This window comes from Stenotrophomonas sp. TWI700 (assembly GCF_039673645.1).
Taxonomy (GTDB): Bacteria; Pseudomonadota; Gammaproteobacteria; order Xanthomonadales; family Xanthomonadaceae; genus Stenotrophomonas; species Stenotrophomonas maltophilia_AA.
Window position 1 is genome coordinate 1 of sequence record NZ_JBDJMB010000036.1, and the last position, 23,616, is coordinate 23,616.

Below are 23,616 nucleotides of genomic sequence, written 5' to 3' on the forward strand. Positions count from 1 at the left end.
CAGCATAGCCGAGTTCGTGAGGTTGCCGGCCAGCGGCCGGCACTACCCGCGGCAACGCCACCAGCCACGTCGGCCGGGGGCGCAGGGAATCAGTCGACCGAGATGCCGGCCAGGCGCTGCAGCGCCTCGGCGTACTTGGCGCGGGTGCGCTCGATGATCTCGGCGGGGATGCTCGGGCCGGGCGCGGTCTTGCCCCAGTCCAGCGTCTCCAGGTAATCGCGGACGAACTGCTTGTCGTAGCTCGGCGGGCTGGTGCCCACCTCGTACTCGTCGGCCGGCCAGTAGCGCGAGGAATCCGGGGTCAGCATCTCGTCCATGATGTACAGACGGCCGTCGGCATCGGTGCCGAACTCGAACTTGGTGTCGGCGAGGAGGATGCCGCGCTCGCGGGCATACTCCGCCGCGAAGGCGTAGATGCGCAGGGTGGCGTCGCGCACGCGCTCGGCCAGGTCCGCACCGACCGCCTTCACCATCGCATCGAAATCGATGTTCTCGTCATGGTCGCCGACGGCGGCCTTGGTCGAGGGGGTGAAGATCGGTTCGGGCAGCTGTTCGGCCTGGCGCAGGCCATCGGGCAGCTCGATGCCGCTGATCTTGCCGGTGCGCTGGTAGTCCTTCCAGCCACTGCCGATCAGGTAGCCGCGGGCGATGGCCTCGACCGGGACCGGCTTGAGCTTGCGGGTGACCACGGCGCGCTTGGCGTACAGGGCCGGATCCACACCCTCGGGCAGCACGCTGGCGACATCGATGCCGGTCAGGTGGTTGGGCATCAGGTGCGCGGTCTTGGCGAACCAGAAGTTCGAGACCTGGCAGAGCATTTCGCCCTTGCCGGGAATCGGATCGGGGAGCACCACGTCGAAGGCTGACAGACGGTCGGTCGCGACCATCAGCAGGTAGTCCCCCGGCGGAGTGCCGGCGGGGAGCCGGTCGCGCGGAATGTCGAAAACATCACGCACCTTGCCGCGATGGCGCAAGGGCAGGCCGGGGAGATCGGATTGCAACAACGTGGTCGGCACGGGCACTCCTGAGGCTTCGTCATGACAGCTGTCCAGGGGACCCGGAGGGCCCGCACAGACAGCGGGCGGCCTAGTGTAAAGCGGGTTGGGCCCGCTGTGACGTAAAATGAGGATCCTTTATCGCCTCGGCTGCCCAGACCACCATGCGCTGGTACGGAAAACTGCTCGGATTCATCGCTGGCGCCCTGTTGTTCAGGCCCAATCCGCTGTTCGGGGCCGTGGTCGGGCTGTTGCTGGGGCATGCCTTCGATGCCGACTGGTTCCGGCTGAACAGGGAAAACCCCTACCGCGAGCTGGGGCTGACCTCCGAGGCGACCGATGCCGAGATCGACCTGGCCTACCGCCGGCTGATGTCCCAGTACCACCCGGACAAGGTGGTCGGCGCAGCGCCGGAGCTGCGCCAGCAGGCCGAGCGCAAGTCGCGCCAGCTCAATGCCGCCTACGACCGCATCAAGACTCTGCGCAAGCGCTGATTCCGCGCGGCGCCCCTTTTCAACATCCTGAAGGTCCCGGCCATGTCCAACTGCATCATTGCTCCCTCCATCCTGTCCGCCGATTTCGCCCGCCTGGGCGAGGAAGTGGACAACGTGCTCGCGGCCGGTGCCGACTGGGTGCATTTCGATGTGATGGACAACCATTACGTGCCGAACCTGACGATCGGCCCGCTGGTCTGCCAGGCGCTGCGCAAGCACGGCGTGACCGCGCCGATCGATGTGCACCTGATGGTGGAGCCGGTGGACCGGATCATCCCGGATTTCGCCGAGGCCGGCGCGACCTACATCAGCTTCCATCCGGAGGCGAGCCGCCACGTGCACCGCACGATCCAGCTGATCCGTTCGCTGGGCTGCAAGCCGGGCGTGGTGCTCAATCCGGCCACGCCAGTGGACATCCTGGACTGGGTGCTCGATGACCTGGACCTGGTGCTGGTGATGTCGGTCAATCCGGGCTTCGGCGGCCAGGCGTTCATTCCCTCGGCGCTGGACAAGGTGCGCGCGATCCGCAAGAAGATCGATGCCAGTGGCAAGGACATCCGCCTGGAGATCGACGGTGGCGTAAAGGCCGACAACATCGGTGCGATCGCCGCGGCCGGTGCGGATGCGTTCGTGGCTGGCTCGGCGATCTTCAACGCGAAGACGAGCTACCAGGACATCATCGCGCAGATGCGCGGCAACGTCGCCGCGGCGCGGGGCTGAGCCATGGGACCGGTGGCTGCCGTGACGATCCGCGTGGCCACCGCTGACGATGCGGCGCTGATCCTGCGTTTCATCCGCGAACTGGCGATCTACGAGAAGGCCGAGTCGTCGGTGCAGACCGACGAAGCGGGCATCCGCGCGAGCCTGTTCGGGCCGGAGGCGAAGGCGCACGCGCTGGTCTGCGAGGCCGACGGCGTGGCGATCGGGTATGCGGTGTACTTCTACAACTACTCGACGTGGCTGGGCCGCAACGGGATCTACCTGGAAGATCTGTACGTGAGTCCGGAGCATCGCGGCAGTGGTGCGGGCAAGGCGCTGCTGCAGCACATCGCGCGGATCGCGGTGGCCGGGAACTGCGGCCGTTTCGAGTGGTCGGTGCTGGATTGGAACGAACCGGCGATCCAGTTCTACGAAGCCGCCGGTGCGAGGCCGCAGAGCGAGTGGACGGTGTACCGGATGGAAGGCGAGGCGCTGCGGGTGTTTGCCGCAGGCTGAGCTGTCTTCAAAAAAAAGACCGCACCATTGCTGGTACGGCCCTGGGAACTGCGGGAGGCTGATCCTGCCTCCATCCATCTTCCCTGCTATGGCCTTCCATTCTCCGGGGGATCGGTGACGCTTTGATGACATTCACCGGCGGCCACGCCGTCCGCTGCTAGCCTTCGCTTCCCCACTCCCTGGAAGTACCGCATGAGCCGTCCCCATTGGCGTTTGATCCTCAACGGAAAGGCCACCGGCAACGAGGATGTGCGCGAGGCGGTGGCGGCGATGCGCGAGCGCGGGGTGCAGCTGGAGGTGCGGGTGACCTGGGAATCGGGCGATGCCGAGCGCTACGTGGCCGAGGCGATCGCGCACGGGGTCGATACGATCATCGCGGCCGGCGGTGATGGCACCCTCAGCGAGGTGGCCGAGACGCTGGCGCATCGCGAGGAGTCCGCCGACGCGCTGCCGTCGCTGGGGCTGTTGCCGCTGGGCACGGCCAATGATTTCGCCACGGCGGCGGAAATTCCCGATGCACCGCTGGCGGCGCTGGAGCTGATCGCGCACGCGCCGGCACGCCCGGTCGATCTGCTGCGCATCGATGCCGATGGCAAGGTGTGGTGGTGCGCGAACGTGGCCAGTGGCGGCTTCGGCACCGACGTGACGGTGGAGACCGATGAGGGCCTGAAGAAGGTCCTTGGCGGGCTGGCCTATCTGGTCACCGGGGTGTCGCGGCTGGGGCGCATCGATCCGATCCAGGCGCAGGTCCGGGCGCCGGGGTTCGCGTGGGCCGGTGGCTTCATCGCGCTCGGCGTGGGCAATGGCCGCCAGGCCGGCGGCGGGCAGGTGCTGTGCCCGGAGGCCCTGATCGATGATGGACTGTTGGATGTCACGGTCATTCCGGAGCTGAGCGGGGAGGTGACGTCGACGCTCGCGGCACTGGTCAAGGGCGGCAAGCGCGGCGCGCTGGAGCAGGTGGCCGAGCGCGTCCAGGCGCCGTGGGTGGAGATCGACGCCGAGCTGCCGCTGACGCTCAACCTGGATGGCGAGCCGGTCCAGGCCCGGCATTTCCGCATCGACTGCGTGCCCGGGCGGGTCAACCTGCATGTGGCGCTGGACAGCCCGCTGCTGTCGCGCGGCTGATGCGCCGGGCGGCGCCGGGTTCCATCCGGTGCCGTCAATGCGGTACAGTCGCCGGGTGTCCATTCTGACGACCCCGCATACCCTTTCTTCCGCTCGCCGTTGGTGGCGATGGTGGCCTGTTGCCGTCGTCCGTCCCGCCACCGCCGTTTCCCGGAAGGAAAGTCGTCTTGATCACGCTCGAGCAGTTCCAGCAGCAGGCCGCTGAAGGCCACACCCGCATCCCCGTCGTCCGTGAAGTGCTGTCCGACCTGGACACGCCGCTTTCGGTCTATCTGAAGCTCGCCGACGGCCCGCATACCTATCTGTTTGAATCGGTCGAGGGCGGCGAACGCTTCGGGCGCTATTCCATCATCGGCCTGCCGGCACGCCGGGTATATGCCTTCCACGGCCATACCCTGACCATCAGCGAGTCCGGCACCGTGGTGGAAACCCGCGAGGTCGCCGACCCGTTCACCGAGGTCGAGGCGCTGCGCAGCGCCCACTCGGTGCCGAAGCTGGCCGGTCTGCCGGGCTTCACCGGTGGCCTGGTCGGCTGGTTCGGCTTCGAGTGCATCGGCTATATCGAACCGCGCCTGGCACCGCCGCGTGGCCGCGATGAGCTGGGCACGCCGGACATCCTGCTGCTGCACTCCGAAGAACTGGCGGTGTTCGACAACCTCAAGGGCCGCCTGTACCTGATCGTGCATGCCGACCCGGGTCAGCCCGGTGCATGGGAGGACGCCCAGGCCAAGCTGGATGCGCTGGTCGCCAAGCTGCGCGCCCCCGGCGCCGGCTACCCCGCGCCGATCACCCGCGATGTGCTGGACGAGAACGATTTCGTCTCCGGTTTCACCCGCGAAGGCTTCATTGCCGCGGTCGATAAATCCAAGGAATACATCCGCGCCGGCGACATCTTCCAGGTGGTGCTGAGCCAGCGCCTGAGCGTGCCGTTCAAGGCGCGCCCGGTGGACGTGTACCGCGCGCTGCGTGCGCTCAATCCCTCGCCGTACATGTATTTCCTCGATACCGGCGATGTGCAGGTGGTCGGCTCCTCGCCGGAAATCCTGGTGCGGCTCCAGGATGGCGAAGTCACCGTACGCCCGATCGCCGGCACCCGCCCGCGCGGCGCGACGGTGGAAGAAGACAATGCACTGGAAGCCGAACTGCTGGCCGATCCCAAGGAACGCGCCGAGCACCTGATGCTGATCGATCTGGGCCGCAACGATGCGGGCCGCGTGTCCAAGGCGGGCACGGTGCAAGTGGGCGAGCAGTTCGTGATCGAACGTTACAGCCACGTCATGCACATCGTCAGCGAAGTCACCGGGCAGCTGCAGCCGGGCCTGAGCTATGCCGACGTGCTGCGCGCGACGTTCCCGGCCGGCACCGTCAGCGGCGCGCCGAAGATTCGCGCGCTGGAAGTGATCCGCGAGCTGGAGCCGATCAAGCGCAACGTCTACGCCGGCAGCATCGGTTACATCGGCTGGCACGGCGATGCCGACACCGCGATCGCGATCCGCACCGCGGTGATCAAGGACGGCCGCCTGCACGTGCAGGCCGGCGCCGGCATCGTCTACGACTCCGATCCCGGCAAGGAATGGGACGAGACGATGAACAAAGGTCGCGCGCTGTTCCGCGCGGTCGCACAGGCGGCCAAGGGCCTGTAACGGCACGCAGCCCGACTGCCCGATCCGTGCACGGTGCCGTGCACGCCACTTCCCCATTCTAGACGGATCCTGACCATGTTGTTGATGCTCGACAACTACGACAGCTTCACCTACAACCTCGTGCAGTACCTGCAGACGCTGGGCGCCGAGGTCAAGGTGGTGCGCAATGACGCATTGAGCGTCGATGAGATCGCCGCGCTCGCACCCGAGCGCATCGTGATCTCGCCCGGCCCGTGCACGCCCAACGAAGCGGGGGTGTCGCTGGAGCTGATCCGTCGGCTTGGCCCGACAATACCCATCCTCGGTGTGTGCCTGGGCCACCAGAGCATCGGCCAGGTGTATGGCGGTGATGTCATCCGCGCCACCAACATCATGCACGGCAAGACTTCGCCGATCCGCCATGAAGGCAAGGGCGTGTTCGCCGGCCTGCCGGACCGCTACCAGGCCACGCGCTACCACTCGCTGGTGGTCGACAAGACCACGTTGCCTGCGTGCCTGGAGATGACCGCCTGGACCGAGAACGAGGACGGCTCGATCGAAGAGATCATGGGTCTGCGCCATCGCGAGCATCCGGTCGAGGGCGTGCAGTTCCACCCCGAGTCGATCCTCACCGAGCATGGCCACGCCCTGCTGAAGAACTTCCTGCAGCGCTGAGCGCGCCGCACCTGCACCACAAAGGACCCCGCATGACCTTCTCCCCCCAGGAAGCCCTGCAGCGCACCATCGAGCACCGCGAAATCTTCTTCGACGAAATGGTCGACCTGATGCGGCAGATCATGCGCGGTGAGGTCTCGCCGGTGATGACTGCCGCGATCCTGACCGGCCTGCGGGTCAAGAAGGAAACCATCGGCGAAATCGCCGGTGCCGCCACCGTGATGCGCGAGCTCGCGCTAGCGGTACCGGTGGAGGACAAGACGCATCTGGTGGACATCGTCGGCACCGGCGGGGATGGTTCGCACACCTTCAACATCTCCACCTGCGCGATGTTCGTGGTCTCCGCGGCCGGTGCCAAGGTAGCCAAGCACGGCAACCGCAGTGTCTCCTCCAAGTCCGGCAGCGCCGATGCGGTCGAAGCGCTGGGCGCGGTCATCGATCTGCGTCCGGACGAGGTCGCCCATGCGATCACCGAAACCGGCATCGGCTTCATGTTCGCGCCGATGCACCATCCGGCGATGAAGGTCGTCGCGCCGGTGCGCCGCGAGATGGGGGTGCGCACGATCTTCAACATCCTGGGCCCGCTGACCAATCCGGTCGGTGCGACCAACGTGCTGATGGGCGTGTTCCACTCGGATCTGGTCGGCATCCAGGCGCGCGTGCTGCGCGAACTCGGCGCTGAGCGCGCGCTGGTGGTGTGGGGGCGCGACAACATGGACGAGATCTCGCTCGGCGCCGGTACGTTGGTCGGCGAGCTGCGCGACGGCAAGGTGCGCGAGTACGAGATCCATCCGGAAGACTTCGGCATCGCGATGTCGGCCAGCCGCAACCTCAAGGTCGACGGTCCGGAACAATCCATCGCGATGCTGCGTGGCGTGCTCGACAACCAGCCCGGCCCCGCGCTGGACATCGTGGCGCTCAATGCCGGCGCGGCGCTGTACGTGGCCGGTGTCGCCGACAGCATCGCCGATGGCCTGGCCCGCGCCCGTGCGGTGCTGGCCGATGGCAGTGCGCGCTCGCGGATGGAGCAGTATGTGGCCGCCACCCGCCGTATCCGCGGGGCCGTCTGAGCCCGCGTTTTCTGAATTCAGCGGGGCTGGCCGATAATGGCCGGTCTCCAGGACCCCAATGACATGAGCGACATCCTCGATACCATCCTGGCCCGCAAGGCCGAAGAAGTCGCCGCACGCCGTGCCCTGGTGCCGCTGGAGGCGCTGATCGCGCGCGTGGAGCAGGCCCCGCCGGTGCGTGGCTTCGCCGATGCGCTGCGTGCCTCGATCGCCGCCGGCAACCCGGCCGTGATCGCCGAGATCAAGAAGGCCAGCCCGTCCAAGGGCGTGATCCGTCCGGACTTCCATCCGGCCGACATCGCGGTGAGCTATGAGTTCGGTGGCGCCAGCTGCCTGTCGGTGCTGACCGACGTGGATTTCTTCCAGGGCAGCGACGCCTACCTGCAGCAGGCCCGTGAAGCCTGCACGCTGCCGGTGCTGCGCAAGGACTTCGTGATCGATGCCTACCAGGTGTACGAAGCGCGCGTGCTCGGCGCCGACTGCATCCTGCTGATCGTGGCTGCGCTGGACGATCGCCAGCTGGCCGAGCTGTCCGACCTGGCCATGCAGCTGGGCATGGACGTGCTGGTGGAAGTGCACGACATCGACGAGCTCGAGCGCGCCATCCAGGTGCCGGTGCCGCTGATCGGCATCAACAACCGCAACCTGCGCACCTTCGAGGTATCGCTGCAGACCACCCTGGACATGCGCCAGGCGGTGCCGCGCGACCGCCTGCTGGTCACCGAAAGCGGCATCCTCGGCCCGGCCGATGTCACCGTGATGCGCGAGGCCGGGGTCAACGCCTTCCTGGTCGGCGAGGCCTTCATGCGCGTGGAAGAGCCCGGCGAGGGCCTGCGTCAGCTATTCTTCAGCGCATGACAGCGATCTACCCAACGCCGCGCGACGACGCCCCGCTGGTGGTCTTCGACTTCGATCACACCCTGTATGACGGCGATTCCGGCAGCCATCTGTTCGCCTGGCTGATCAAGCGCAATCCGCTGCGGCTGCTGGCCGCCCTGGTCGCCACGCCGCTGCTCGGCCCGCTGGTGGCGTTCCTGCCGACCCGCCGCCGCGGCATCTCCGGCTACGTCTGGATCGCCACGTTCGGCCTGCACCGGGCGCGCGAGTTCAACAAGGTCATCGACCGCTACGTGCTCAAGCACGAGGCCGACATCCGCCGCCGGCTGCTGCCGGTCGCGCTGGAGGTGTTTGCCCGGCATCGTGCCGCCGGCGACCGCGTCGTGGTCGCCACCGGTGCACCGCCGGAGCTGGCCCGCGCGATCCTGGCCTTTGTCGCCCACCAGGGCGTGCCGGTGATCGGCAGCGAGGTCGGCCCGTTGCTGGGCGCGGTCATCGCCACCCGCCACTGCCACAACGAAGAAAAGATGCGGATGCTGCGCGAGCGCGGCTATGGCGAGATCGATGTCGCCTACTCCGACAGCAGCGCCGACCTGCCGTTGCTGCTGGCCGCTGCCGCACCGGTCGTGGTCAATCCGAAGGCCTCGCGCGTGGCGTATTTCCGCCAGGTGCTGCCGCCGGGCACCCCGGTGCTCAACTGGGGCTGTGTCGACCGGGCCGGCGACCCGGTCTGATCCGGCGCTGAAAACACCCGGGAAGGGCTGAAAAGGTGTCGCGTCCGGCTCAGCCTGCGCGCCACTGCACGATCGCATGGCCGATCTGGAACAGGCTGATGCCGAGCACCAGCACGCCGACAGCGACCAGCACCCAGCGTTCCTTGACCTTTTTGACCAGGATCGCGGCTACCGGCGCGGCCATCATGCCGCCGATCATCAGGCCGGCCACGATGTTCAGGTACTGAACGCCCATGGTCAGCAGGAAGGTGATCGATACCGCCAGCGTCACCACGAACTCGGCCGCATTGACCGTGCCGATGGTCGTGCGCGCCTGGCCGCCGCGGGCGAGTAGGGTGGAGGTCGCCACCGGACCCCAGCCGCCGCCGCCGCTGGCATCCAGCAGGCCGGCCACGAATCCCAGCAGCGGGACGCGCTTCACTTCCTGGGCGGGCAGCATCCGTCCGGCCGCGCGCAGCAGGATGAAGATCGCCAGCACAAGGAGATACATATAGATGAAGGGGCGGATCACGTCACCGGGCAGCTGGGTCAGCACGTAGGCACCGACCACGCCGCCGACCGCGCCGGGCAGGGCCAGGCGCAGGAACAGCCGACGGTCCACGTTGCCGGCGACCAGGTGCGAGACCCCGGAGGCCCCGGTGGTGAAGACTTCAGCGGTATGGATGCTGGCGCTGATCGCCGCCGGTGGCAGGCCCATGCTGAGCAGGACCGAGGAGGACACCAGCCCGAAGGCCATGCCCAGCGCGCCGTCGACCAGCTGCGCGCCGAGGCCGATCAGGATGAACCAATAGAATTCGCTGCCCAGTTCCATCGCAACAGCCTAGCGGCAAACAGGGGGTTAATGCCGGCGGATTGCCGGCAACGTCGCCTTCCGGGTGGGGTTGGGCTTGATCTGGGTCTGGGTCTGCGTGGTTGCCGGCCAGCGGCCGGCACTACCAGGAACCGATCAGCGGGTGCCGTACAGCACGACGGTCTTGCCGCGGGCATGCAGCTGCCCGTCGGTCTGCAGCTTCTTCAGCACGCGGCCGGCCATTTCACGCGAGCAGCCGACCAGCCGGGCCAGTTCCTGGCGCGACACGCGCAGCTGGGTGCCCTGCGGGTGGCTCATCGCCTCCGGCTCGCGCGACAGGTCATGCAGGGTGCGCACGATGCGGTCGGTGACATCCAGGAAGGCCAGGCGGCTGGCTTTCCTGCTGGTGTCGAGCAGGCGCTTGGAAAGCTGCTGGCCGATCGAATAGAGCAGGCGCGGGGCATCGGCCGAAAGCGGGCCCAGGAACAGCTGGTGCAGGCGCTCGTAGCTGATCTCGGCCAGCTCGCAGGGGGTACGGGTGCGCAGGATCACCTCGCGGCGGTCCGATTCGACGAACAGGCCCATTTCACCGACGAACTCGCCCGACCCGAAGTAGCCCAGCACCAGCTCACGATCGTCATCTTCCTCAGCCATTATTGAGACTGAGCCACTGATCACGTAGTAGAGGGTGCCGGCCGGATCGCCTGGACGGAACACGTCCGTGCGGGCGGGGTAACGGCGGCGGTGGCTGTGGGCCAGGAAGCGATCGATTGTTGCGATATCCAGGGCCAATGGACTTGTGGCAAGGCGCACAGTTGACACGTTGAGGCGCTCCGATTGCTCATGAAGAATTCACGGCTATGTGCCGGGAGCTTAACGATCCGAATTGTTAAGGGCAAACCGAGCACAGGTATTCGTTTCAATGCAAGTTTCGCCACCGATCACTTTGCCCCATACTTGCTTCTTTCCCACCACACACAGGATCGACCGCCGTGGTCAAGCCGTTGCCTCGCCTGAGGTTGCAAGGTTTCAACAACCTCACCAAGGCGCTGAGCTTCAACATCTATGACGTCTGTTACGCCCGCACCGAAGAGGAGCGCCAGCGTTACATCGAATATATTGATGAAGAGTACAACGCCGATAGGCTGACTCAGATCCTGACCGACGTTGCCGAGATCATCGGCGCGAACATCCTGAACGTGGCCCGCCAGGACTACGACCCCCAGGGTGCCTCGGTGACGATCCTGATCTCGGAAGAGCCGGTGATCGACAAGAAGCAGGCCGGCAAGGAGTTGATCTCCGATGCCGTGGTCGCGCACATGGACAAGAGCCACATCACGGTCCATACGTACCCGGAAACCCATCCGCAGGAGGGCATCGCCACGTTCCGCGCGGACATCGATGTGGCCACCTGTGGCGTGATTTCCCCGCTGAAAGCGCTGAACTACCTGATCGAGAGTCTGGAATCGGACATCGTGATCATGGATTACCGCGTGCGTGGCTTCACCCGTGACGTGAAGGGCAAGAAGCACTACATCGACCACAAGATCAACTCGATCCAGAACTTCCTGGCCAAGAACATCAAGTCGCGTTACGAGATGTTCGACGTCAATGTCTACCAGGAAAACATCTTCCACACGAAGATGCACCTGAAGGACTTCGACCTGGATCAGTACCTGTTCGAAGAGAAGGCCAAGAACCTGTCGTTCAAGGAACGCATGAAGATCGAGGCGCTGCTGCGTCGTGAGATCGAAGAGCTGTTCCATGGGCGCAATCTGGCCGAGTAAGGCACGTTGCGATGTCGTCCCGGGCGCTGCCCGGGCGGCCTCGTCCAGGCGGGACGGCCCGCCCTGTGGAACCGGATGTTTGCGCAAAACCCGGTTTCACGGCAGCTACCGACGACGGTCCGGTGTGAAGACACCGGGCCGTTTTGCTTTTGTTAACCCAAGGAATCCCCCCATGCCCTGGATCTATCTTCTCCTCGCCGGCCTGTTCGAGATCGGCTTCGCCATCGGAATGAAGTACTCCGAAGGCTTCAGCAAGCCGCTTCCTACCCTGGCCACCGTCGCCGCCGCGCTGGTCAGCCTGTACCTGATGAGCCAGGCGATGAAATCCATCCCGGTCGGCACTGCCTATGCGATCTGGACCGGCATCGGCGCGCTCGGCGTGGCGATGCTCGGTATCGCCCTGTTCGGCGACAGCGCCTCGCCGTCGCGGCTGGCCTGCATCGGCCTGATCGTGGCCGGCGTGATCGGCCTGAAGCTGGTCTCTGCCTGATCGTCGCCCGACCAACGGTCGGGCGCTACCGGTGGCAAGCCGGCCCGCAACCCATGCCGCGCGCGCCGTTCCGGTAGGTATCGACCGTTGGTCGATACGCCGTTACAACCGGTACGCGATGGTCTTCATGACCTTGGAGGCCAGCGCCATCACCGACGGGATCGGCGCAGGCAGCTTCCGCGCGCCAGCATGCTCGGCGTGGTCCGCGTGGCGGGCCTCGTCGATCTTCATCACCTTGATCACCTCGCGGCTGCGCAGGTCGGCCGGGGGCAGGGTGTCCAGGTGTTCATCCAGATGCGCTTCGACCTGGCGTTCGGTCTCGACCACGAAGCCCAGGTTCCAGCCGTCGCCACGCAGGCCGGCCAGGGTGCCGATGGTGTAGCTGCCGGCATACCAGATCGGGTTGAACAGGCTCGGGCGGCTGTCCAGTTCGCGCAGGCGCTGGGCGCACCAGGCCAGGTGGTCGGTCTCTTCCTGGGCGGCATCGAGCAGGTGGGCGCGGGTTTCCGGCTCACGGGCGACCGCGGCCTGGCCGAAGTACAGGCCCTGGGCGCAGACCTCGCCGACATGGTTGATGCGCATCAGCCCGGCCGCGTGGCGACGCTCGGGATCGGCCATCTGCACGTCCGGGGTGGCCTCGGCGGGGTAGGGACGGCTGGCCGGCGGGTTGCCGAACACGGTATCCAGGGCCCGCTGGGCTTCGGTCAGCAGGTGGTCGAGCGGCGTGATCTGGCGGAGCGCGGTCATGGCAGGCGGTGTCGCGGCGGGGGACTGTCGATTCTCGCCCCCGCGGACCGGTGTGCCAAGCCGGGATCCGGTCAACTTGCATGTGGTGGGCATGGCCAGTACAATCCCGCCTCTTCACAACGCGTGGCAGAGTTCCGGCCGTACTGCGCCGTAATGAGCCCGACCTACTAGAGTTCTTTCATGAGCACTTTCACTGCAAAGTCCGAGACCGTCCAGCGCGACTGGTATCTCGTCGACGCATCCGGCAAGACGCTGGGCCGTCTGTCCACCGAGCTGGCCCGCCGTCTGCGCGGCAAGCACAAGCCGGTTTACACCCCTCACGTTGATACCGGTGATTACCTGGTTGTCATCAATGCAGAAAAGATTGTCGTCACCGGCAACAAGCTGCAGGACAAGCTGTATCACCGTTTCACTGGCTACATCGGCAACCTGAAGACCGAAACTCTGGCCCAGGCGCTTGAGCGCCACCCGGAGCGTGTCATCGAGACCGCCGTCAAGGGCATGCTGCCGAAGGGCCCGCTGGGCCGCGCCATGTACCGCAAGCTCAAGGTGTACTCGGGTTCCGAGCACCCGCACGCCGCTCAGCAGCCTCAGGTTCTGGATATCTAATCATGGCTATCACGCAAAACTACGGCACCGGCCGCCGCAAGTCCTCCACCGCCCGCGTGTTCCTGCGCAAGGGCGCCGGCAACATTACCGTCAATGGCCGTCCGCTGGACGAGTTCTTTGGTCGTGAGACTGCGCGCATGATCGTGCGTCAGCCGCTGGAACTGACCAAGAACACCGAAACCTTCGACATCATGGTCACCGCCGCTGGCGGTGGTACCACGGGTCAGGCCGGTGCGATCCGCCTGGGCATCGCCCGCGCGCTGATCGAATACGACGAAACCCTGAAGTCCGAGCTGCGCAAGGCTGGCTTCATGACCCGTGACGCCCGTGAAGTCGAGCGTAAGAAGGTCGGCCTGCACAAGGCACGTCGCGCCACCCAGTTCTCCAAGCGCTGATCCATCGCGCCTGGCGTGGGATCCTTCGGGATCCCGCTGGGAGGTACGCAAAAGCCCGGCTTCGGCCGGGCTTTTGTCGTTTCCGGGATACGGGTTTCACCTGCACGGATGGCCTGGCCGTCGGATCGGTGTTGCCACCGGCAGTGGTAGTGCCGACCGCTGGTCGGCTGCCTCGGCGGCCCCCCCCATCCTCTTACTGGTGAAACAGCCCCCTTGGAGTCCAAGGGGGCGCGCCGTCAGGCGCGGGGATGTGGAGGGGGAGGGTTGGCGCCCACACCGTGCTGCGCAAGGTGTGGGGTCCGGGCGCTTCGCGCCCGGACAAACGCCCAAACACAAACAAAGGCCTGATCTTTCGATCAGGCCTTTTGTTTTGTTTGGCTGCCCCGGATGGATTCGAACCACCGAATGCCTGAGTCAGAGTCAGGTGCCTTACCGCTTGGCGACGGGGCAAAATGTGCGTGCAATTATTGCACTTTCTCCCTGAAAAACCAAGCGGACTTGGTGGCTATGGGTGGACTCGAACCACCGACCCCAGCATTATGAGTGCTGTGCTCTAACCGGCTGAGCTACATAGCCTCAGGGAGCCGGTAATTCTGGAGATGTCTTCGGAATCTGTCAACACTTTTTCACCGCGCTTGTGAGTGGGCAGCGGGCGTGGCACAGTCCCGATCAGTAGATTTTTCTAGGAGTCCGCATCGTGATCGATCCGGACGGCTATCGACCGAACGTCGGTATTGTGCTGATGCGGCAGGATGGGCAGGTTTTCTGGGCACGACGTGTGCGCCGGGATGGCTGGCAGTTCCCGCAGGGCGGCATGAACACCGACGAGACGCCTGTCGAAGCCATGTATCGCGAGTTGCAGGAAGAAACCGGGTTGTTGCCGGAGCACGTTGAAGTGCTCGGGGCGACGCCGGGTTGGCTTCGCTATCGGCTGCCGGCACGGGCCATCCGCCGCAATGAACGGCAGGTCTGCATCGGCCAGAAGCAGGTGTGGTTCCTGCTCCGGCTGGCCGGGGACGAATCCCACGTCACCCTGGACCATACCGACAGCCCCGAGTTCGACCAGTGGCGCTGGGTCGATTTCTGGTACCCGGTGGAACATGTGGTGATGTTCAAGCGGGGCGTCTACGCGCGCGCCCTGCGCCATCTGGCGCCATTGGCGCGGGGGGTGGCCGGGACGGGGGTGGAATCGATGCCCAAGTCCGCCCAGGAGGCCTGGATGCCGGGCAACGCGGCCGGTCACGACCGGCCCCGCAAACGCACCACGCCCAAGCGGGGTGGCGGGTACTGGCCGCGCAGCAAGGCCAAGGGCGAGCCGGGCGCGGTCTGAGCGATCTCCGGCGGCTCTGAACCGTATCGAGAATGATTCAGGTTCGAAATTGACAACCATTCGCGTTTCCATTGGAATAGCAGCAGGCCAATCCGGGCCTGCCTGCCGAGTCCGCACGTGTACGTCTGCATCTGCAACGGGGTGACCGACCACCAGATCCGCGAAGCCGCGCAGAGCGGTGTCGTGAGCGTGTCCGAGCTGACGATGCGCACCGGTTGCGGCGCCACCTGCGGGTCCTGCCTGGACATGGCGGCGGACCTGCTGGCCAAATTCAGCGCCACCCACGATCTGCCGCTGCCCGTCCTGGGCCTGCAAGCCGCCTGAGATCGCTTCGCGCTCCGTGCTCGGCTGCGGGGCGCAACTGAGCACGATTCGCGTTCCTTCATGCCTGCGCGCGACGCGCTACAGTGCCCGCGATTCCACGCAGCAGGAGCACGCTCATGAAGGGCGACGCCAAAGTCATCGAATTCCTCAACAAGGTCCTCTACAACGAGCTGACCGCGATCAACCAGTACTTCCTGCACGCCAAGATGCTGAAGAACTGGGGCCTGAAGGAACTCGCCGATCACGAGTACAAGGAATCGATCGAAGAGATGAAGCATGCGGACATCCTGTCCGACCGCATCCTCTTCCTCGAAGGCCTGCCGAACTTCCAGGCACTGGGCAAGCTGCGCATCGGCGAGAACCCGGCCGAAATCCTGCAGTGCGACCTCAGCCTGGAACGCGATGGCGTGGTCACGCTGCGCGAGGCCGTGGCCTATGCCGATTCGATCGGGGATTACGTCAGCCGCCAGCTGTTCGTGAAAATCCTCGAGTCCGAGGAAGAGCACATCGACTGGCTGGAAACCCAGCTGGACCTGATCGAGCGCATCGGCGAACCGAACTACCTGCTGACCAAGATCGACGACTGAGTCAGCCCTGCAGCGGCGCGCGCAGGTGGGCGTGATAGCCGGCCAGCGCGATCCGCGCACGCGCGAACTCGGCGATCAACAGCGCCACCGCCACGGCGGGGCGCTCCAGCGTGCCGGCACGGGCATCGTGCTCGATCCGCCAGGCCGCGGCCGACAAGGCCATCGCACCCACATTCGCACTGGCCGACTTCAGGCTGTGCGCCAACGCGCGCAGCTGGTCGAGGTCTGCCGCGACCGAGGCGTCCTGCAGCTGCCGGATCAAGGGCGGGGTGTCATCGAGGAACACACCGATGATGCGCGCGGTATCCGGGCCGATCACCTCCAGCAGTTCATCGAGCACGTCCTGGTCGAGCACCGGGGCGGGTGACGCGTCGCGTGCGGGAGGCGGCGCGGGTACGTCTGCGCCCTGCGGCGCCGGAGCCGGGGGCTCGCGCGCCGTGTCGTCGGCCATCGCCTCGTCGGCCCTCGCACGGCTCCAGCGCGCCAGCACGGCCTGCAGCGTTTCGCGGTTGATCGGTTTGGAGAGGTAGTCGTCCATGCCGGCCTGCAGGCAGCGCTCGCGGTCGCCGGCCATGGCATTGGCGGTCATCGCGACGATCGGCAGCCGCGCCATGCCCTGTGCGGCCTCATGCGCGCGCCAGCGGCGGGTGGCCGCATAGCCATCCAGCACCGGCATCTGGCAATCCATCAGCACCACATCGAACGGCCGGGCGTGCAGCGCCTCCAGCGCCTGCTCGCCCTGCGTGGCGGTCTCCACCTCGCAGCCGAGCACCTGCAGCAGGCGCTGTGCGACCAGCAGGTTGACGCTGTTGTCTTCGACCAGCAGCAACCGCAACGGGAACTGGGGCAGCGCGGTGGGCGAGCCTGCGTACTCCACCTCAGCGAGCAATGCGGCTGGGCGCGCACTGGCCACCACCGGGCGCAGCAGCGCGTGCAGCTCGCTCTCGGCCGCCAGCCGCGACAGCGCCGGTCCGGGACCAAGCGCTTCGGGTGCGGGCGCGTCATCGCCATACAGCCACAGCAGCTTCGCCTCCGGATGCCGGCCAGGCTCGGCCACCGCTTTGTGCAGCGCGCCGATGCCATGCCGCAGGCCGTCCGTATCCGCGATCACCCAGGCCAGGGCCGGATCGATGCCGCGCCGCTGCGGTGCGCGCAGCGCGTCGAGCGCCTCGGCGCTGGTCTCCACCGTGTGCAGGCGCAGGTCATGGTGCTGGGTCACCCGCTCGATGCGCTGGGCCAGCAGCGGGTCGCGCGTGATCAGCAGGGCGCGGCGCGTACTCAGCGCAGCCGGCAGGTCGCCGATCACTTTGAACAAGGGAATCTCAAACCAGAACGTGGCCCCGTGCCCCGGGGTGGAGTGCACACCGATGCGGCCCTGCATCAGGTCGATGATGCGCTTGCAGATCGCCAGTCCCAGCCCGGTACCGCCATACAGGCGCGTGGTTGAGGCGTCGGCCTGGCTGAAGGACTGGAACAGGCGCGCCTGCAGCGCGTCGTCGATGCCGATGCCGCTGTCGGCGATCTCGAACCGCAGCTGGTGCTGTGCGTTCGTCTCGCCCTGGCGCTGCACGCGCAGCCGGATCTGGCCACGCTCGGTGAACTTGATCGCGTTGACCAGCAGGTTGCTCAGCACCTGGCGCAGCCGCACCGGGTCGCCCCGGACCGACAGACGGACGGCCGGTTCCAGCTCGAGCGAGAGCTGCAGGCCCTTGGGATCGGCGGCGCGCTGCATCAACTGCACGAGGCCTTCGAGCAGCTCGCGCAGGTTGAAGGTGGTGATCTCCAGGTTCAGGCCCTTGGCCTCGAGCCGGGAGTAATCGAGGATGTCATCGACGATGCGCAGCAGCTGCTGCGAGCTCGTCGCGGCGGTCTGCAGCATCTGCCGCTGGTCGTTGCCGAGCTGGCCGCGCGCGATCAGGTCGAGCATCGGCAGGATGCCATTGAGTGGCGTGCGGATCTCGTGGCTCATCGTCGCCAGGAACTCCCCTTTGGCCAGCGCGGCGGCTTCGGCGGCCTGCTTGGCGGTGAGCAGTTCCTGTTCGAGCTGGTTCTGCTGCTGTCGGCGCTGCTGCAGCTGATCGCGCTCGAGCACCAACGCCTCATTGCGCCGCTGCAGCAGCTCCAGCTGGTCCTGCGCTTCACGCCAGCGGCGTACCGCCTGGATGCCGGCGATCAGTGCCAGCACGCCGCTGCCGGCGGCAATGTCGATCCACGGCCCATTGGCACCGATGCGCGCCATCACCGCGGCAGTGGCACACACGGCGGCCGCCGCGGCGCTGATCCAGAGCGAGGCCGGCGTGGGCGAGTGGGGTGGCCGTCCGTGGCGTCCCATGCTCAGAGCACCGAATTCTGGAAGTCGAAGTTCAGTTCGCTCCCGGCGGACTGGACCATGTTGCCCTGGATGAAATCGACCCCGCCGATCCACATCGCCGCCGCGGCCTGCGGATCCTCGATCTGCTGGCCGATGATGCGCAGCCCGGCGCGGTGCGCGCGGTCGATCGCCGCGCGCAGCTCGTCGCGGGTCTGCTGGTTGGTGTGGCTGTTGGAGAAGCGCGCGGCCATGCGGACATACGCCAGCGGCAGTTGCGCCATCAGTGCGTTGGCTTCGTCGCCCGGCTCGAACTGACTCAGGCAGAAGCGCACGCCGGCCGCATGCATGCGCGTGCAGAACTGCTGCAGGGTGACGGTGTGGATCAGCGCATCGGGCAGGCGCACATCGATGACCAGTGCGCTGCCATCGATCTGCCGGCTCGCCAGCGATTCCAGCAGCCAGTCGCCGAAGGCATCGCGGGCCAGCGTGCGCAGCGACTGCGAGACGAACAGGTGCAGCGGCTGCGCGGCGTGGCGGTAGAGATCGAGCAGGCCCAGCGCGTGGTCGAGCACCTGCTGGTCCAGATCGGCGATGCGCCCGGCCGCTTCGGCCGCGGGGATCACCTGGCCGGCCGCCAGCACGCTGCCATCGGCCTGGCGCAGGCGGAGCAGCACCTGGTACTGCGCGGTGTTGCCGCCGGCGACGGCCACGATCGGCTGGTAGGCCAGTTCCAGTTGGCCTTCGAGCAGGGCCAGGTGCTCCTGCGCAGCGACGTCTTCGCGGCGCACATAGGCGGCCACGCCGGCGGTGAGCAGGCGCGCCTGCAGCGTGGTGCGTTCGACCGCTTCCAGTGCGCTGCCCGCATCGGGGAAGCCCGGCGAGAGCTGGGCATGGCCGACCACGCCGCGCAGGTGCACCGATTCGTCATCGCGGATCACGAAGGCGCGCGAGGAGAGCTGTTGGCGCAGCGCATGCGCCATCGCATCCAGCGTGTCCTCGTCGACATCGCGGGCCAGCACCAGGAAGCTGTTGTCGTTCAGGCGCGCCAGCAGATGCGGCCGCGCGGCGTCGGCCAGGCGCTGGCCGGCCTGGGCCATCAGCCGTTCGAACGCGGCATAGCCATAGCGCTCGCGCAGGCCGAGCGCGCTGGCGATCTCGATGAAAAACAGGCCGCCGCGATCGCGATGGTTGAGCGACGCGCCGAGCTGCTGCATCACGTGGTGGCGGGTCGGCAGCCCCGTTTCCGGGTTGTTGATGGCCGGCGCCCCGTCAGTGCCCGCCTGCGAGGCTGCCTGTGCGCGTGCGCGGCGGATCCGGTTGGAGACCGCCGCGATCAGATGGCGCGGGCGGATCGGCTTGCTGAGGAAATCATCGGCGCCGCTGTCGAGCACTTCGAACTGGCGCTCCGGATCCGGGTCGCCACTGAGGAACACGATCGGCAGCAGCTGCTGGCCGGGTTGCTGGCGGATCAGCGCGGTCAGGCGCATGCCATCCAGCCCGGGCAGATGCAGGTCCATGAGGATCAGGTCGGGCCGATGCTCGGCGATCGCCTGCTGCACGCCCTCGGCATCGCTGTGCACCAGTGCCTCCATGCCGGCACCGTGCAGCACGCTCTGCGCGAACAGGGCCTGCGAACGGTCGTCTTCGACGATCAGCACGCGGTACGGAGAGTCGATGCCCGGCGGCGGCAGGGTGCCGGTCTCGGCGTGCATCGGCGGCAGCAGGGGTGGTGGGCTGGCCGGCGCCGGCGTGAGCGCGACGACATTGCTGGGCGCCGCGGGAGCGGGCGAGGGCTGGCTCTGCCAGCGCTGCCAGTGGTCGGCCGGCGGCGTTTCAGCGCGCGCGGCGCGGGTGGATGCAACAACGTTGTCGTGAACGGCCATCAGTACTCCCAGTCTGCGCCGCAATTATGCGATGAACGCCCATGGGCAGGGCGCGCATTACCGTGGCAGGGTTCCCGGTTTGACCTGCGTCTGGCCGCTGTCGGCCTGACGCATCAGCCAGCGCATGCCTTTCCAGAGCGTCCGCCAGATCATCCACACGATCAGCGCGCCGATCAGGCTGCACGCCACCACCAGGATCAGCGCCAGCCACGGGTGCGCCAGCGCGAGTGCCAGCCCGCCGACCACCACGGTGTCCTCCGCCGCAGAGGCCATCCAGTTGCTGGCCGGTTCGGGCGAGGTGTTGAGCAGGGCACGGGTGCCGGATTTGAGTCCGTGGCTGGCCAGCGCGACGCCGGCCCCGGCGACCAGCGCGGTGCCGCTGAGCTCGCCAGTGGGGGAGAGTGTCGCGGCCGCCAGGAAGGCACCGGCCGGTACCCGGGCCAGGGTCTGGACCAGGTCCCAGACCGAATCGACCCCGGGAATCTTGTCGGCGAAGAATTCGGCGATGGCCAGCGCGGCCGAGGTGCCCAGCACCCACCACGATTCCGTGGCCTGCAGCGCAGGGGGCAGGTCGACCCAGCCGAGCAGCCCGGCCAGGCCGACGCCGAACACGGTGAGGTAGACGCGGATGCCGGCCAGCCAGGCCAGCAGGATGCCGATCACGAACAGGTGGGCTTCGGTCATGGCACGCGCTCCGGCTGCAGAATGTGCACAGGCGCACACTATCGGGGATGACGTCCATGAACGCCACTGCCCCGATCCCGGGCCTGCGCGGACAAGGCCTTTTCCCTGACTTACACTAGCCCGTCGTTCCAGACAGGGGCCGTTGCGACAGCGCCCGCAGGCGCGGTCGCCCAGGACTGCCATGAATAAACCCGCACCTTCCCGCATCCAGATCCGCCGGCCGGGCATGCCGCCCGTGCAGGACCGCAAGCGCCTGCTGGTGCTGGGCGGGGCGTGGCTGCTGTCGCTGATCCTTGCCGTGCTGCTCGGCGCCTGGCTGGGCTCGCCCGGCGGCGACGTCGGCACCCAGCTCAAGGCGGCGGAGACCCGCAACGAGCGCCTCCAGCAGCAGCTCATCGAACTGCAGCAGCGCCAGGCGACCCTGCAGGCTTCCGACCGGATCAGCCGCGCCGCCAACAACGAGGTCCAGACGTCGCTGGGCGAGCGCGACGAAGAGATCGCCGGCCTGCGCGCCGACGTGGCCTTCTACGAGCGGCTGGTCGGTGCAACCAGCCAGCGCAAGGGCCTGAACACCCATTCGGTGGAGTTCTCGCCGGAAACGGGCGGCACCTGGCAGTACGCCGTGGTGCTGACCCAGAACCTGAACCGCGGGGCGATCAGCCAAGGGCAGATGCGCTTCACGGTGGAAGGGGTCAAGGACGGCAAGCTGACCTCGGTCAGCTGGGACGAGCTGCACCAGCGCACCAAGGTGCCGGGCCAGGAGTATTCCTTCCGGTACTTCCAGCAGCTCACCGGCAGTGTGATGCTGCCGCAGGGATTCACCCCGCAACGTGTGCGGGTCACGCTGGGATCGGGCGCGGGGGGCGCCACCCAGGTATTCGATTGGAAGCAGGCCGGAGCACCGGCGGCATCGGCAAAAGAAGGGGAGTAAGCCCATGTTTGGCAGCAACAAGTCCAACCGCGACGGACATCTGGTCGTGGACGCGCTGATCGGCGCGCAGGTGGTGATCCGCGGGGACGTGGAATTCAGCGGTGGCCTGTACGTGGAAGGCACCATCCTGGGCAAGGTGATCGCCCTGGACGGCGCCAGCAACGCCACCCTGACGGTGGCCGAGCACGGTGCCATCGAGGGTGAGATCCGCGCCCAGGTCGTGGTCATCAGCGGCCGCCTGGACGGGGACGTGCATGCCACCGAGCGGGTCGAGCTGACCCCGAGCGCCCGGGTCACGGGCAACATCCACTACCAGATGGTGGAAATGCACGCCGGCGCCCAGCTGACCGGCCGCCTGATCCACAGCTCGGCGCAGATGGCCCTGCCGCCGCCGTCCGGCGAAGCGGACGAGGGCAAGGGCAAGGACACCGCCGCCCGCAAGAAGCTGGCCGAGGCGATGGCCTGAACTTGAAAGCGTGCTCGTGCGCCCCCATGCTGGGGGCATGAGCACGCTTGTTTCCCTGCCCGGCGCACCCGCCGCCGCGCCGAACTACCAGTCCCTGGACCGTCCGCTGAACTTCACCGAGGCCGCCGCGGCCAAGGTCAAGGAGCTGATCCAGGATGAGGGCAATGCTGCCCTCGCCCTGCGCGTCTACATCGAAGGCGGTGGCTGTTCCGGCTTCCAGTACGGCTTCGAGTTCGATGAGAACCGGGCCGAGGACGATCTGGCGGTGGATACCGCCGGCGTCACCCTGCTGGTGGATCCGCTGAGCCTGCAGTACCTGATGGGCGCCGAGGTGGATTACACCGAAAGCCTGACCGGCGCGCAGTTCGTGATCCGCAATCCGAACGCGAAGACCACCTGCGGCTGCGGCAGCAGTTTCAGCATGTGATGCGCGCGCAACCGGCCGAATGCCGGTTGCCGCTTGCCAGTCCCGCCGAATGTGGGCAGGCTCTTGCGATGTCAAATTTCTCTTCGCAGCTTTCCGGTTTCGCCTTCGTCAGCGAGCCGCTGGAGCGCGCCGATACCCTGCGCGATGACGCCGATGCGTTGTCGCGGCTGTGGCCGGACGCGCGTGTACTGATACTCGATCAGGATGGCACGGCCCTGGCCGGCGATGACGGTCAGCCGCTGCCACTGACCGGCGCCGACCTGGGCGGTGGCCCGGGCACCGCGATCTTCCTCGGCCTGCGCGGCGAGCAGGCCTGGTTCTCGATGGAGGCCGCCGGTCTGTCGGTGACGGCGCCGCAGCGGGTCGACCTGCGCCAGTCCGCCGCCACCTGGTCCATCGCCGATTCCACCGCCTTCTGTTACGCCCGCGGCATGTCCTACTGGCAGTCGCGCACGCGCTTCTGCGGGGTATGCGGTGGCGCGGTGACCTTCAGCCGCAGCGGGTTCGTCGGCCGCTGCAGCCAGTGCGCCACCGAGCACTACCCGCGCGTGGATCCGGCGGTGATCGTCGCCGTCGAGAACCAGGGCCGGCTGCTGCTCGGCCGCCAGGCCAACTGGGCCCCGCGCCGCTATTCGGTGCTGGCCGGTTTCGTGGAACCCGGCGAATCGCTCGAGCAGACGGTGGTCCGTGAGGTCTTCGAAGAGAGCCGGGTGCGCGTGCGCGAGTGCCGCTACCTGGGCACCCAGCCGTGGCCGTTCCCCGGCGCACTGATGCTGGGCTTCGCCGCCACGGCCGAAGACGACGTACCGACCGTGAACGGGGAGCTGGAAGATGCGCGCTGGTTCACCGCCGAGGAAGTGGGCGCGGCGCTGGCCCGGGATGTCGAGGACGACGGCGAAGGCATCCGCCTGTCCCCGCCGATCTCGATCTCGCGCAGCCTGATCGAGCACTGGTACCAGCAGCAGGTCGCCTGACCGTCGCGTGCCGTTGCCGCAGGCTGAACACGCGGCGCGGTACATTACCAACGGCCCGGGGAATTGCCGGGCCGCAAGGCATAGTAGCGGCGCGTTCCACGTCCCGAGCCGGAG

Annotated in this window: 27 protein-coding genes and 2 tRNA genes; 20 read left to right on the plus strand and 9 right to left on the minus strand. The window is 67.1% G+C overall.

Going from position 1 to position 23,616, the window contains the following annotated elements; genetic code table 11:
* Window positions 1–89: 89 nt before the first annotated feature.
* On the minus strand, window positions 90–1,016 hold the full coding sequence (locus ABE473_RS17200) for a phosphoribosylaminoimidazolesuccinocarboxamide synthase (RefSeq protein WP_176987958.1): 927 nt from the start codon (window positions 1,014–1,016) through the stop codon (window positions 90–92).
* A gap of 143 nt (window positions 1,017–1,159) precedes the next feature.
* On the opposite strand from ABE473_RS17200, the gene ABE473_RS17205 reads away from it, so the two are divergent.
* From ABE473_RS17205 to ABE473_RS17245, 9 genes are all read left to right on the plus strand, one after another.
* Window positions 1,160–1,489 carry a DnaJ domain-containing protein gene (locus tag ABE473_RS17205; protein WP_123730837.1) on the plus strand — a complete coding sequence of 110 codons (330 nt, stop codon included), beginning with the start codon at window positions 1,160–1,162 and terminating at the stop codon, window positions 1,487–1,489.
* A 42-nt stretch (window positions 1,490–1,531) separates the two neighbouring features.
* Window positions 1,532–2,209, plus strand: a complete 678-nt coding sequence (rpe, locus tag ABE473_RS17210; protein WP_070426117.1) for a ribulose-phosphate 3-epimerase — start codon at window positions 1,532–1,534, stop codon at window positions 2,207–2,209.
* Between the two features lie 12 nt (window positions 2,210–2,221).
* A complete protein-coding gene (locus tag ABE473_RS17215; protein WP_346490352.1) occupies window positions 2,222–2,704 on the plus strand; it encodes a GNAT family N-acetyltransferase in 483 nt (160 codons plus the stop codon).
* 192 nt (window positions 2,705–2,896) lie between these two features.
* The gene (gene yegS, locus ABE473_RS17220; protein WP_346490339.1) at window positions 2,897–3,829 is read left to right on the plus strand and encodes a lipid kinase YegS; all 933 of its coding nucleotides are present in this window, start codon (window positions 2,897–2,899) and stop codon (window positions 3,827–3,829) included.
* A gap of 167 nt (window positions 3,830–3,996) precedes the next feature.
* Entirely contained in the window at window positions 3,997–5,472 is a 1,476-nt protein-coding gene (gene trpE, locus ABE473_RS17225; protein ID WP_346490340.1) for an anthranilate synthase component I, read from the plus strand.
* A 75-nt stretch (window positions 5,473–5,547) separates the two neighbouring features.
* Window positions 5,548–6,126, plus strand: a complete 579-nt coding sequence (locus ABE473_RS17230; protein ID WP_346490341.1) for an aminodeoxychorismate/anthranilate synthase component II — start codon at window positions 5,548–5,550, stop codon at window positions 6,124–6,126.
* Between the two features lie 32 nt (window positions 6,127–6,158).
* Entirely contained in the window at window positions 6,159–7,196 is a 1,038-nt protein-coding gene (gene trpD / locus ABE473_RS17235) for an anthranilate phosphoribosyltransferase (protein WP_346490342.1), read from the plus strand.
* A gap of 63 nt (window positions 7,197–7,259) precedes the next feature.
* Entirely contained in the window at window positions 7,260–8,054 is a 795-nt protein-coding gene (gene trpC / locus ABE473_RS17240; RefSeq protein WP_346490343.1) for an indole-3-glycerol phosphate synthase TrpC, read from the plus strand.
* Window positions 8,051–8,767, plus strand: a complete 717-nt coding sequence (locus ABE473_RS17245; RefSeq protein WP_176987964.1) for a haloacid dehalogenase-like hydrolase — start codon at window positions 8,051–8,053, stop codon at window positions 8,765–8,767. Before trpC ends, ABE473_RS17245 begins: the two co-directional genes overlap by 4 nt.
* A gap of 49 nt (window positions 8,768–8,816) precedes the next feature.
* On the opposite strand, the gene ABE473_RS17250 is transcribed toward ABE473_RS17245, so the two are convergent.
* Window positions 8,817–9,578 (minus strand): sulfite exporter TauE/SafE family protein, encoded by a 762-nt coding sequence (locus tag ABE473_RS17250; RefSeq protein ID WP_346490344.1) that lies wholly within the window; start codon window positions 9,576–9,578, stop codon window positions 8,817–8,819.
* 135 nt (window positions 9,579–9,713) lie between these two features.
* Window positions 9,714–10,379, minus strand: a complete 666-nt coding sequence (crp, locus tag ABE473_RS17255) for a cAMP-activated global transcriptional regulator CRP (RefSeq protein ID WP_088433580.1) — start codon at window positions 10,377–10,379, stop codon at window positions 9,714–9,716.
* Between the two features lie 170 nt (window positions 10,380–10,549).
* On the opposite strand from crp, the gene speD reads away from it, so the two are divergent.
* Together speD and sugE are read left to right on the plus strand one after the other, a co-directional pair.
* Window positions 10,550–11,344, plus strand: coding sequence for an adenosylmethionine decarboxylase (gene speD / locus ABE473_RS17260; protein WP_019185315.1), 795 nt, complete (start codon window positions 10,550–10,552; stop codon window positions 11,342–11,344).
* 172 nt (window positions 11,345–11,516) lie between these two features.
* Complete coding sequence (sugE, locus tag ABE473_RS17265) at window positions 11,517–11,834, plus strand: quaternary ammonium compound efflux SMR transporter SugE (RefSeq protein WP_176987966.1); 318 nt, start codon at window positions 11,517–11,519, stop codon at window positions 11,832–11,834.
* A 102-nt stretch (window positions 11,835–11,936) separates the two neighbouring features.
* On the opposite strand, the gene coq7 is transcribed toward sugE, so the two are convergent.
* Window positions 11,937–12,581, minus strand: coding sequence for a 2-polyprenyl-3-methyl-6-methoxy-1,4-benzoquinone monooxygenase (gene coq7, locus ABE473_RS17270; RefSeq protein WP_121040609.1), 645 nt, complete (start codon window positions 12,579–12,581; stop codon window positions 11,937–11,939).
* Between the two features lie 180 nt (window positions 12,582–12,761).
* Here coq7 and rplM point away from each other — a divergent pair, with 180 nt between their 5' ends.
* The gene (gene rplM, locus ABE473_RS17275) at window positions 12,762–13,190 is read left to right on the plus strand and encodes a 50S ribosomal protein L13 (RefSeq protein WP_038685795.1); all 429 of its coding nucleotides are present in this window, start codon (window positions 12,762–12,764) and stop codon (window positions 13,188–13,190) included.
* Between the two features lie 2 nt (window positions 13,191–13,192).
* Window positions 13,193–13,585 carry a 30S ribosomal protein S9 gene (rpsI, locus tag ABE473_RS17280; RefSeq protein ID WP_019185318.1) on the plus strand — a complete coding sequence of 131 codons (393 nt, stop codon included), beginning with the start codon at window positions 13,193–13,195 and terminating at the stop codon, window positions 13,583–13,585.
* A 375-nt stretch (window positions 13,586–13,960) separates the two neighbouring features.
* Here the strand turns inward: rpsI and ABE473_RS17285 are convergent.
* Both ABE473_RS17285 and ABE473_RS17290 read right to left on the minus strand, forming a co-directional pair.
* Window positions 13,961–14,035 (minus strand) — tRNA-Gln (locus ABE473_RS17285).
* Window positions 14,036–14,084: 49 nt separating this feature from the next.
* Window positions 14,085–14,161, minus strand: a tRNA-Met gene (locus ABE473_RS17290).
* 121 nt (window positions 14,162–14,282) lie between these two features.
* On the opposite strand from ABE473_RS17290, the gene ABE473_RS17295 reads away from it, so the two are divergent.
* From ABE473_RS17295 to bfr, 3 genes are all read left to right on the plus strand, one after another.
* Window positions 14,283–14,915, plus strand: coding sequence for an RNA pyrophosphohydrolase (locus tag ABE473_RS17295; RefSeq protein ID WP_179459853.1), 633 nt, complete (start codon window positions 14,283–14,285; stop codon window positions 14,913–14,915).
* A 117-nt stretch (window positions 14,916–15,032) separates the two neighbouring features.
* A complete protein-coding gene (locus ABE473_RS17300) occupies window positions 15,033–15,239 on the plus strand; it encodes a (2Fe-2S)-binding protein (RefSeq protein WP_088433582.1) in 207 nt (68 codons plus the stop codon).
* A 116-nt stretch (window positions 15,240–15,355) separates the two neighbouring features.
* Window positions 15,356–15,826 (plus strand): bacterioferritin, encoded by a 471-nt coding sequence (gene bfr / locus ABE473_RS17305; protein WP_176987968.1) that lies wholly within the window; start codon window positions 15,356–15,358, stop codon window positions 15,824–15,826.
* Between the two features lies 1 nt (window position 15,827).
* On the opposite strand, the gene ABE473_RS17310 is transcribed toward bfr, so the two are convergent.
* From ABE473_RS17310 to ABE473_RS17320, 3 genes are read right to left on the minus strand one after another with little or no spacing between them, the layout of a single operon-like run.
* Window positions 15,828–18,158, minus strand: a complete 2,331-nt coding sequence (locus tag ABE473_RS17310) for an ATP-binding protein (RefSeq protein ID WP_346490345.1) — start codon at window positions 18,156–18,158, stop codon at window positions 15,828–15,830.
* Window positions 18,159–18,160: 2 nt separating this feature from the next.
* The gene (locus tag ABE473_RS17315) at window positions 18,161–20,020 is read right to left on the minus strand and encodes an EAL domain-containing protein (protein ID WP_346490346.1); all 1,860 of its coding nucleotides are present in this window, start codon (window positions 20,018–20,020) and stop codon (window positions 18,161–18,163) included.
* Window positions 20,021–20,077: 57 nt separating this feature from the next.
* A complete protein-coding gene (locus tag ABE473_RS17320) occupies window positions 20,078–20,704 on the minus strand; it encodes a DUF4126 domain-containing protein (protein ID WP_346477867.1) in 627 nt (208 codons plus the stop codon).
* 181 nt (window positions 20,705–20,885) lie between these two features.
* On the opposite strand from ABE473_RS17320, the gene ABE473_RS17325 reads away from it, so the two are divergent.
* The 4 genes from ABE473_RS17325 to nudC all read left to right on the plus strand — a co-directional run bounded on the left by ABE473_RS17325 (window position 20,886) and on the right by nudC (window position 23,502).
* Window positions 20,886–21,635, plus strand: coding sequence for a DUF6776 family protein (locus ABE473_RS17325; protein ID WP_346477866.1), 750 nt, complete (start codon window positions 20,886–20,888; stop codon window positions 21,633–21,635).
* A 4-nt stretch (window positions 21,636–21,639) separates the two neighbouring features.
* Entirely contained in the window at window positions 21,640–22,101 is a 462-nt protein-coding gene (locus ABE473_RS17330) for a polymer-forming cytoskeletal protein (protein WP_346490347.1), read from the plus strand.
* 37 nt (window positions 22,102–22,138) lie between these two features.
* A complete protein-coding gene (gene erpA, locus ABE473_RS17335; protein ID WP_019185327.1) occupies window positions 22,139–22,528 on the plus strand; it encodes an iron-sulfur cluster insertion protein ErpA in 390 nt (129 codons plus the stop codon).
* 68 nt (window positions 22,529–22,596) lie between these two features.
* Entirely contained in the window at window positions 22,597–23,502 is a 906-nt protein-coding gene (gene nudC, locus ABE473_RS17340; RefSeq protein WP_176987974.1) for an NAD(+) diphosphatase, read from the plus strand.
* Window positions 23,503–23,616 lie beyond the last annotated feature (114 nt).